The 549-nt window shown below is 47.2% G+C and carries 1 protein-coding gene; it reads left to right on the forward strand.

Going from position 1 to position 549, the window contains the following annotated elements; translation table 11 throughout:
• Positions 1-549, forward strand: a 549-nt coding sequence (locus tag D9603_RS21400) for an AMP-binding protein (protein ID WP_153188204.1), incomplete at both ends; no start/stop codon positions are given.

A 549-nucleotide genomic window follows, 5' to 3' on the forward strand; every position in this document is an offset into this window, starting at 1 on the left:
AGGACATATTGCCCAGCTGAATACGCACTTTGAGCGGCTATTGACAGGATTGAGTGAAGCCAGTGCACAAACCGCAGTGAGTAGCTTGCCATTGTTATCGAAAGAAGAAGAGCACAAGCTGCTGTATACACTGAACGACACAGCAGTAGAGTATGATAAGTCGGCTTGTATTCATACGTTGTTTGAGCGTCAAGTGGATTTAGTGCCAGAGCAAGTTGCGGTTGCATTTGCAGATGACGTTTTACAATATAAGACACTGGATGAGAAGGCGAATCAGCTAGCACATTACCTGCGCGCAGAGCATGGGATAGGGCCAGATAGCTTAGTGGGTGTGTGCGCAGATAGGTCACTGGAGATGGTGATAGCGGTTTTAGGGATCTTAAAAGCAGGAGGTGCTTATGTGCCACTAGACCCGAGTTATCCGCGTAGCCGCTTAGAATATATGATAGCAGATGCGTCATTATCGGTGGTAGTGAGCCATGGAGAGACGGCAGAAGCATTAGCGAGTTTTACCAAAACGCAAGTTAGGTTAGATGGATTTGCCTTAGG

Origin of the sequence: Pseudoalteromonas sp. PS5 (genome assembly GCF_004103255.1) — a bacterium.
Taxonomy (GTDB): Bacteria; Pseudomonadota; Gammaproteobacteria; order Enterobacterales; family Alteromonadaceae; genus Pseudoalteromonas; species Pseudoalteromonas peptidolytica.